Annotated in this window: 11 protein-coding genes; 3 read left to right on the top strand and 8 right to left on the bottom strand. The window is 41.0% G+C overall.

The features are described from left to right. Positions 1-36: 36 nt before the first annotated feature. Positions 37-975, bottom strand: coding sequence for a replication initiation protein (locus I3257_RS13790; protein WP_269135378.1), 939 nt, complete (start codon positions 973-975; stop codon positions 37-39). 421 nt (positions 976-1396) lie between these two features. After that, entirely contained in the window at positions 1397-1813 is a 417-nt protein-coding gene (locus tag I3257_RS13785; protein ID WP_238050124.1) for a hypothetical protein, read from the bottom strand. 210 nt (positions 1814-2023) lie between these two features. On the opposite strand from I3257_RS13785, the gene I3257_RS13780 reads away from it, so the two are divergent. Beyond that, a complete protein-coding gene (locus I3257_RS13780; RefSeq protein WP_238050123.1) occupies positions 2024-2401 on the top strand; it encodes a hypothetical protein in 378 nt (125 codons plus the stop codon). A 148-nt stretch (positions 2402-2549) separates the two neighbouring features. Here I3257_RS13780 and I3257_RS13775 read toward each other — a convergent pair whose 3' ends face one another. After that, on the bottom strand, positions 2550-3041 hold the full coding sequence (locus I3257_RS13775) for a tetratricopeptide repeat protein (RefSeq protein WP_238050122.1): 492 nt from the start codon (positions 3039-3041) through the stop codon (positions 2550-2552). 62 nt (positions 3042-3103) lie between these two features. Between I3257_RS13775 and I3257_RS13770 the strand changes: the two genes are divergently transcribed. Beyond that, on the top strand, positions 3104-3277 hold the full coding sequence (locus I3257_RS13770; RefSeq protein ID WP_238050121.1) for a hypothetical protein: 174 nt from the start codon (positions 3104-3106) through the stop codon (positions 3275-3277). A gap of 102 nt (positions 3278-3379) precedes the next feature. On the opposite strand, the gene I3257_RS13765 is transcribed toward I3257_RS13770, so the two are convergent. Then, positions 3380-4282 (bottom strand): tetratricopeptide repeat protein, encoded by a 903-nt coding sequence (locus tag I3257_RS13765; RefSeq protein ID WP_238050120.1) that lies wholly within the window; start codon positions 4280-4282, stop codon positions 3380-3382. A gap of 240 nt (positions 4283-4522) precedes the next feature. Between I3257_RS13765 and I3257_RS13760 the strand changes: the two genes are divergently transcribed. Further along, positions 4523-4969, top strand: coding sequence for a hypothetical protein (locus tag I3257_RS13760; protein WP_238050119.1), 447 nt, complete (start codon positions 4523-4525; stop codon positions 4967-4969). Positions 4970-5112: 143 nt separating this feature from the next. Here the strand turns inward: I3257_RS13760 and I3257_RS13755 are convergent, their stop codons facing one another. The 4 genes from I3257_RS13755 to I3257_RS13740 form a co-directional block, all read right to left on the bottom strand. Next, complete coding sequence (locus I3257_RS13755) at positions 5113-5640, bottom strand: tetratricopeptide repeat protein (protein WP_238050118.1); 528 nt, start codon at positions 5638-5640, stop codon at positions 5113-5115. A 109-nt stretch (positions 5641-5749) separates the two neighbouring features. Next, a complete protein-coding gene (locus I3257_RS13750; RefSeq protein ID WP_238050117.1) occupies positions 5750-7663 on the bottom strand; it encodes a relaxase/mobilization nuclease domain-containing protein in 1914 nt (637 codons plus the stop codon). Then, complete coding sequence (gene mobC / locus I3257_RS13745) at positions 7653-7985, bottom strand: plasmid mobilization relaxosome protein MobC (protein ID WP_238050116.1); 333 nt, start codon at positions 7983-7985, stop codon at positions 7653-7655. The genes I3257_RS13750 and mobC overlap by 11 nt, the downstream gene beginning before the upstream one ends. A gap of 169 nt (positions 7986-8154) precedes the next feature. Next, on the bottom strand, positions 8155-8892 hold the full coding sequence (locus tag I3257_RS13740) for a hypothetical protein (RefSeq protein ID WP_238050115.1): 738 nt from the start codon (positions 8890-8892) through the stop codon (positions 8155-8157). Positions 8893-9522 lie beyond the last annotated feature (630 nt).

Here is a 9522-nt window from a genome sequence, read left to right as displayed (position 1 = left end):
AGGGCTGTTATCTGATTTAGGCTTGCACTTTCCGCTTTAAAAACTTGTTTTTTTTAGCCAATTTCGTATAGTTCTATCCGTTACACCTAGCTCTAAGGCTATTTCTTTAACACTATACTGTAAAGCCTTTAATTCTATAGATTTTGCTCTCTTAATATCATACTTGGCTGACCTTACTATACCTCCGTTTGGAGATTTACTAGCTTTTCCACCTTTGCTACCTTTAATCGCCTGACGATAAATAAACTCATTGTAGTGATAAGCGTCACGCTTCCAGCAATATTTAGCAATACTTTTAGCAGTGGCTTTAGTTTCTGAGTACGGTAATGGCGCTGAAAACATCATATTGACGCTTTGAGCGTGTTTAAGCACTGAGTTATACCATTGCTCCCAAGTCTTGCCTCGATGCTCTCTAATGGCAGAATAAGCCCAATGGCGAACGGTATCGAACAAGGAGCAGTTCCTACCAAGTCCGTATTCTTTCTCGGTAGCCGTTAAAGGTCTGAGATCAACGAACTCTGCTAGATAACTCAGCTCGTAGGCTTCTTTTGTCCATACTTCGGTACGCCAATGCTCGTGCATCGGGTTTTTGGTAATGAAGTTGGTATAGCCGACGTCTGCTCGTGTCTCTCTGACAAGCCCTGCTTGTATCTTAGCGAGGTAATCTAAGGCTTTACGACTGCCATGCTCACTGGTGCAAACAGGCGTTTTTAGCTCATAGACAATATGAGCGTGTCCGTTTTTAGGATTTTGGCTTGTCCACCGTGGTGGTGGTAGGTATTCTTCCGCCCAACGCATTGCGCCATGCTTATGATCAATGTCTAAGCAAATGAAGTGGGTCATGCAAGGAGGGTTATGCTGGATGTACCGCATTTTGACGGCAGTTTGCCTAGGACGAATGACAAGATTACCTAAACCATCAGTGCAATAAGGCTTATGAGGGAGTGTTTCGTATATTTCCGGTAGTATTAACATCACGCACACTTGTGTTGGTGCGCCTGCTGATATAAAATGACCGTTCGAATATGGTGGGTTTTATATCTGCTGACACAGATTAAAATTCATCTAACCCTCAGTGATTGGCGTCACTGGGGGTTACTCGTTTCTAGCACTTGAGTTTACGCTCTCATTATTGTTTCGTCAATTAGCAATTTCCTCGTAAAGCCACGCCATTTAAGGCGTGCATTGTCCTAAAAAGTTGTACCTACTTCATGCTTAGAGCTGACCGCTTGGTGCTTTGTTTTCCATAAACGCTGATCTAACAAAAAAAGCCCCCACTAGAGGGCTTTTTCTTCATTTAATACTTATGTTAATAATGATAGTTAGTATGCAGGGAACCAAGCTGGCATCCGTAACTGCTGAAGTTTAAGGCTGCTGTTAATGTGCTTCATTTAAACTATTTATAGCAGATATCAACCACTTTATTTTTGAAGCAATATAGAGGCTCTTGCCCATAACTTATTAACTGTTCATAGCTTGTAACTTCATACCCAGAGGCATTACGATAATACATCTGAGCCGACCGACCATCAATATCAAACTTACTATCATTATCACCAGATACCCTAGTAATCTCATAACCTTTACTATCAGTTAATTGTAAATATGTTGATGAGGCACCAGTGAATTCAGCAGAAGATTGAATACACATATCTTTTTTTATTAAATTATCATTTTTAAATAAGTAACAGATTTGGATTGAGTCAGGGTTCGGGCCCACTGCGGATGACACTAAATCGGCTAAAGATCTAGCATTAGCATCAACACCAACTAAAAACAGTGGTAGAGCTAGACAAATTACAAGCTTTTTCATTATAGCTTCCTTTAAGTAAAGCATTCTTATGGGATAGACAAGGTACCTGTGGACGGACTCGAACATGGCATTATTTATAAGGTTACCTATAGGTAGGTGCTGCCAGTGTACTTATGGGTGTACTTGAAGTGGATAATTCGAGGCTATTGGCAATGATTATGCTATACCTTATACTTAGAGTTAACCTTAATTATTTTCTTGAGACATCCTTTGAAAAAAATAGCTGTAGTATTGTGCTTTAGTTTAGCAGCAGTGTCTGTTAGCGCTGAGAACTGGGTTCAAACTAGTGCAATACCTGAGAAAAAATATTATGCTTACGTTGATACTGATTCAATATCAACGCAAGGTAACTATAAACAAGCGTTTGCAAAGTATATTATAATTGAGCAGGACACGTTTATTATAAGTTTGATTTCTTATGATTGTAAAAGTAATCCGAAAAGAAACAAGACAACATATATTGCGAGGTATAATTTAAAAGGAGATACTGTCGCTTCTGGTGTACCAACAGGTACAGCTGCTGAGTTTAAAATTGCTATACCTGGATCATACGGTAAAAAGGAGATAGATTTTGTTTGTGGTTTCTAGGTTTCTAGTTGTGTCGCATTTGACTCTACACTAGGAAGTAAACAGTCAGCCGTAACCCTTACTGCTTATGACTTGGTATTTTTATAATCTGCTCTATACCAAGAATAATACCAACAATCGGTTTTTGAAAGGGCGTAAATCAATAGCCTTATTCATTCAAAAATTTATAATTATCACAGCCATCTTGATGGCCATTATCACACGCCTTGCCATACCATTCTTTTGCAATAGATTTATTTTGTCGCACGCCTCTGCCAAGTTCATACATGATGCCGAGATAACTTTGGGCAAAGGTATTATTTTGCTTAGCGGCTTTTGTGTACCACTCAAACGCCTTTGCGTAATCCTGACGCACGCCTTTGCCTTCTGAGTAAGCATATCCAATATTAAACTGGCCAAATACATCACCTTGATCAGCTGATTTTTTAGACCACTCAAACGCCTTTGCGTAATCCTGACGCACACCTATACCCTCACGATAATAAGAACCAAGTAGGCTTTGGTAGGAACTATCACCCTTCTCTGCTAATGATTTTACCTCCTCGAAAGTTGGCCCTGCGGCTGTGGCTGATAGTGTGAGTCCAAACAGCAATGCCAATATAATTGCACCATTAATGAATATGTTCTTTAGTGTTTGCATGATTTTTATTTTCCTCAAAAGTGACTAAAATCGTGATCGGTGCGCTGTAGAGGCATCGAACTATGAGTTATAGCCCCAATGAATTAGGGTTTTATGGTATCGGATATTATTCTCTTACCAACACTTTTAACATCACTAGCGACTTGCTACCCACCTTTTCTTGGCTTTCATGGGGTTATTTCTCAAAAGCGGCTTTACCTGTCCGAAACGTCTTTTTTGAGTTTGGCGGTTACTAGAGAAGTCGAACTATTATCTTTAACGCTTGCGGTTGCTGTGTTCTTTGATTTCTATTATCAGAATAGGCCAATAAATAGACCGCAATCCGCATATGTAGCAGCTTACCTTTGATTTAACATTCGATAGTTATCACATCCACCTTGGTCGCCGTTATCACAAGCTTTACCAAACCATTCTTTTGCTTCTGCTTTATCTTGACGTACACCTTGACCTTCATAGTATAAAACACCAAGATTAAACTGGGCTGATGCGTAACCTTTATCGGCAAGTGGTCTGTACACCTTAAGGGCTTCGGTATAATCTTGACGTACACCTTGACCTTGATAATACATGTCAGCAATTTTAAATTTAGGGCTAATATAGCCTAGACTGGAAGATTTTTTATACCAATCAAGGGCTTTGGCATAATCCTGACGTACACCTGTGCCAGAGTAGTACATATCACCAATAGCTTCCTGGGCGTGTGGTACTGCCGCTTTGGTATACCAATCAAGGGCTTTGGCATAATCCTGACGTACACCTTCGCCATTAAAATACATCTTTCCAATCTTATAATGTTCTGTGCCAGAACCTTGATTTGCCGATTTGGTATACCATTCGAGAGCCTTGGCATAATCCTGACGTACACCTGTGCCAGAATGGTACATGTCACCAATTTTCCCGTAATTTTCCGCTTTGGTATACCAATCAAGGGCTTTGGCATAATCTTGGTACTCTTTTTTATCACCCATACCAAAGTGGTAAACCCTAGCAAGTGTGTTCTGAACACCCTTACCACCTTGATTGGCCGCTTTGGTATACCAATCAAGGGCTTTGGCATAATCTTGAGGAACACTATCGTCATACTCATACATCAGTCCAAGATCTCTTTGAGCGCTAGCATCGCCTTGGTTGGCCAAGCGTTGTGTCTGATCAAAATCAGCAGCCATCGCTGATACAGACAACATCGCTGCTGCTAAAAAGAGGGTTAACTTACGTATCAATGAGGTATTCAAAAAGGTCATGGCGTGGCTCTAATAATTAAGTTTTTGGAGTTAAATTTGTGCGTTGATGACATGTTAGCAGATATATTTCAGAGCACTCGGCTCGATGACTTTTTCAATCCCAAAACCATTTACCATAATCTACCTTATAGGAATAAGTAAGGTACCTGTAGTGGGTACCATAATCAGTAGGTAAAGTATTGATATTAATATGGTTATATATAGATAGGTGCTGCCAGTTTACTTGTGGGTGTACTTTGCGTGAGTAATTCAAGTCAGTTGGCAGTGATTGTGATATACCCTATACTTGAAACTACCTTTGATTATTTTTGTGAGATTTTTTTGAAAAAATTAATAGTATTGTTATTAGTTAGCTCAGCAACAATGTTTGCTAGTGCTGCAAATTGGGTTTTTATTAGTTCAACTTTTGATAAAAAAACATATTCTTATGTTGATACCGAATCAATATCAACACAAGGTATCTATAAACAAGCGTTTAGCAAAATAGTCACCTCTGAAGGATATTATTTTATAGCTTTGAATTCTTACGATTGTAAAAGTAACCCAAAGAGAGTTAAAAATACATATCTAGCTGGTTATAATTCAGATGGAAGTGTTAAGGCTTCTGGGTCTACAAACAATTCCTTCAACCCTGTTTTACCTGAAACAATAGCTAAAACAGAAACAGATTTTGTTTGTAGTTTCTAATTTATCCATGCTAGTTTTTTAGTTTGGCTCCTTATACTAGGAAGCAAACTGTCGGCTGTATGTCCAGTGTTTACGGCATTATTTGAATTTATTTATTCTCTATACCAAAAATAATACCAACAATCACTTTTCAAACTGTTAAATCAGTAACCCTGCTCATTCAATCGTTTATAGTTATCACAGCCAAGTTGAAAGCCATTATCGCAAGCTTTGCCGTACCATTCTTTTGCAGTAGTTTTGTTCTGTCGGACGCCCTTTCCGTTCTCATATATTTTCCCAAGATAACCTTGAGCGGTGCGGTTGTTCTGCTTAGCTGATTTTTTAAACCACTCAAGTGCCTTGCTGTCGTCTTGACGCACGCCCTTTCCTAAGCTGTAAGCGAATCCTATGCCTACTTGCCCAAAATCATTGCCTTGCTTAGCTGATTTTTGGTACCAGTAAAATGCCTTGCTATTATCCTGTCGGACGCCGCGGCCTTGTGCGTAATAACTCCCAAGATAAGCTTGGTAAAAACTATCACCCTTCTCTGCTAATACTTTAATCTCCTCAAAAGCTTGTAATGCTTTAACCTCCTCAAAAGTTGGTTCTGCTGCTGTCGCAGATAGCGTCAATCCAAACAGCAATGCAAATATTACTGCCCCATTAATGACTACATTTCTCAGTGATTGCATGGTCTTTATTTCCTTAAAAAGTGGTTCAAATTAAGATCGGTGCGCTGTAAAGGCATCGAACTATATTATATAGCCCATTGTTTACGATATTTTCTTCTGCCTCAGCCAGCTAGCGACCCATACCTGGAGATCTTGACCTTGTAGGCACTCTAGTACGCTCAAGTTCTTGCTCTTTAGCTTTTATCGCCTCTCTGACTTGTCCAGCAATGTGCTTAATTCCTTCAGCTCCGTCTGTATTTCTGTCTGTGAGCCTTTGATTTTCGCTTGTGACTGCTCTATTTTGCTCTGTGCGTTCGCTAATGCGCTCAATTCGCTCTCCCACTTCACGGTATCGCTCTCTAGCTGCGTCGTATCGCTCTTGAGATAGTCGGGCAGTGCTATCGTACTCTGATACGTCTTTAACTGCGCTACGAGTTGAATTTGCACGTTCCCTAAAGCCAATAATTCGCTTATCAATGATGCTTGCGTTGTTACGTGCTCTTTCCGATATGCGACCCAACCATTGAACACGCTTGTTTGTTCTGTCATTGAAGCTTGCAACTGTTTGAACAACGTCGGCAAGCGTTCTAATTCTTGCGTCTTCGTCTGTGCCAATTTGTTCAATGAGGCTGTCAATTCCGCTATATCTTGGTCTTTCTGGTCGAGCATCTGCTTCATGTAACGCTCTTGGTCGTCTAGCATCTGCTCTTGGCGTTTGATCGTGTCCTGCTGTGCTTGTAGGGCTTTCTGTACTTGCTCTAGTAGTCTCTTGTCCATGACTTACCTCTGCCCGTAGTCGATGGGCTGCTGTGTCTGCGTTTGTGGCTGCGATTGTTGAATGGTATAGGTCGGCTTCGAGAACTTGTTGAACAGCAGTGCCCCTATGGTTAAACCTAATATCAGCATGGCGAGTGCGCTCAGACCGGCTACTATCGCCCATTTTTTCATTTCTGATTTGATAACCTTCGCTATCCTGTCTTCTCTCTGCTCTATCAGTTGCGCTATATGCTGTGTGTAGGCTTCTATCGTCTTCTCTATGTCTTCTGCGAACTGGTTTAAATGCTTGGTGGTATGGGCTTGGACGTTGCTCATATAGGTTTCGAGGGCTGTAGACATATCGGTTTGATGCGTGGCTAACGTCTCGAGCAACTGCTCGTTGCTCGTGTCTAGGCTTTCCATGCCTTGCTTGATGATAGTCTCGCTTTCTTGTAATTTCGCTGTCATAAAGCTGTTTAGCTGCGTCGTAACGTTCTCTACTTCCTGCTCGATAGTCTTCGCTTGCTGCTGTGATTTCGCTTTGAACTTCTCTGCTAAACTTAAAGCCTCGTTCATATAGTCCACCTGTTAACCTGATATTTCGTTTTGCTGTGGGATCTGGGTTTTTGATACTGATTGCTTTGTCTGTCTCTCGTGCTATCTCAAAGCCACCATCCGTTAAGGCTTGAATAACGTCGTCACGATTGGCTATTACACCTTCAACCACCAATGCCTTTAGGCCGTCAGTAATGGCTTGTCTTGCGTCTTTAATGTCTCTTGGTAAATTGTCACGCTGCGCCATTAATCGCTTGTTGGCGGGGTCATTGGGATCGGTAAAGCCATGCTCGATATTTTGCATGTCTTTCCATGCGTTGACCCTGCGCTTGTCTTGGTAGTGGATATAGGGCTGAAAGGCTCTGCCGTGTTCTAAATCTACATCAGCAAAGACAAAGTTCAGCTCTAATCTGCCTTTGTCTCGATGTTCAATCCAGCTCACGCTTACTCTATCAACGTCTAGTCCTGCTCGAAGGGTTTCCTCAAAGCCGTCCATCAAGGCGTTTTTTTGTTCTGCTGTGACTTCGTCGGCTGTCTCGGTGAACGATAAGCAACCACTGGTGTATTTTTGCTTAAAGTCGAGGCTATCAATGAGCAAGGCTTGATTGTCTATGTCGCCTCTCAATACTTCGGCACCAAGGCGTTTGCCGTCTGGCTGCTCTTTGTCGTTGAGCAAGTAATCAAACACGCCTTTGCTGCCACCTGTGCCATGAGTGAAGAATTTAACGATCATCGGGCATACTCGATGCTAGTGCTTTGTCTAGCGTGGTCTGTAATTCAAGTAAGGCAATCAATACGGCGTTACCGACTTCTTGCCCTGTGTTGGTCTGCTTGGCTATTTGGTTGATATTGATGCCAATGCGATTAATGGCTCGCACCAATTCGGGGTCGGCACTGTGTACGATTTTTTTGTGCTTGGGTTCGGGCGGGGCTAACGGCTGATCGAGTACCAACTTGCGAACGTAGTTAGACATATCATGTGAGCCTGTCCGCTTTTTGATGTCTGCAATTTCTTGATCCGACACTCTGATTTTTAGCCATTTCGTCCTTGCCATTTTAACCTCGCTCTAGCTGTTGTTTTTTTACCCCTCACGGCTTTTTGTGAGGGGTTGGGGTTAAGGGGTTTCCCCTTACCGGCATGCCTTGGGTCAATAGTAACGGAGTGGATATTGTACCCACGGTATATGCTGGCTTAAAAACAAATTAACTTAGAATTAATACAAGTTAGAAAGGAATATCATCTATCGGGCCATCCCACTTATACGTATCAAAATCACTGCGACAGAGATGAGGGGGATTCATAATGGGGATTTCTTCTTCCTTATTTTCATGCCGATAAGTATAAATTTCATTCTTATCCAAACTATGATTATTTACAACTTCGTCAACTACCGAATCAACTAGCTTTATTTCATCTTTATCAAAAAATAATTCTCTAATAGAAGTAGTGTTAACTTTGCATCCTTTCAATTCTTCCCATGACACTGTCCTCTCAAAGAGTACTAATGTCCCATCAGAAAGTACCTCCATTAAACCACATGCTCCACCGTACAGTTCATAACCAGGGGAGTCAAAATCATAAGACAGACTTTCAAAACCTAAGATTAATACAGAGTATCCAATACGTCCCGCTTTCTTTAAGATAGCAACGTACTCATACCTACTCCGAGCCCAAGTAGGCGTTTCCATAAATATACACACAGGAGTGAGATAAATATATTTACTATGATTTAATTCTTTAAGGACACTCTCATTTTTACACATAATGACCATATCCTTAGAAGACCAATTCGCTCTAGAACGAGAGCCTCCAGCATGAATTGGGGACATATCCAAGTCACCGTTGCCTAAAGTTCTTCTTAGCTCTCTATAAGAAACTGCCAATGCAGTTGCTCGCTTAAAAGACCAGCCCCCCTTCCCTTTATCAATAACTTTCGACAACACGTCCTCTATAACAAGCATGATCAGATCCTCACTATTTAAGCCATATAGAAAAGCTACAATACTTGAGCAGCACACCAATAACAAAGAGCTGAAAACTCCAAATCCTAACAGACACAAGAACATCTAGACTAAGATAAATATCGGAGACCTCAAGCCATCGTTTGAGGTCTTTTTTTATAATTAGAACCTTTACTACCGACTGATAGTTATAAATTCATAGGAGCAGCCTAGCCAAGAATAGAATCAAAAGCTAGCACCTTCGGCGCTCCTGCGGGTTTCCTGCTTAGAAGTAAGAAACAATTTAAATTAAACATACAAACAAGATAAGACCAACCAACATAAGGAAGTAAGCTATGAGAGAAACAAAAGAGCTTTGGAACAAAATACAGGCAATAAGCACAGCTTTTAACGCTGTATTCGGGGCAATAGCTATAATCGCCCTGCAAACACAAGTATTCGAGACAAGCATAACAGTACTAACAAACTGGTACGCATGGCCAATATTGATAGGGACAGCAGCAGCAAACCTAATAACGTAGGGCAGACAAGAGATAAGCACGCCTCACAGCAATAGCCTAAGCAATAATTATAAAAGGGCTGTTATCTGATTTAGGCTTGCACTTTCCGCTTTAAAAACTTGTTTTTTTT

Origin of the sequence: Psychrobacter sp. Ps7 (assembly GCF_022129225.1) — a bacterium.
Classification (GTDB): Bacteria; Pseudomonadota; Gammaproteobacteria; order Pseudomonadales; family Moraxellaceae; genus Psychrobacter; species Psychrobacter immobilis_A.
This window is presented reverse-complemented; position numbering and strand designations above follow the sequence as displayed.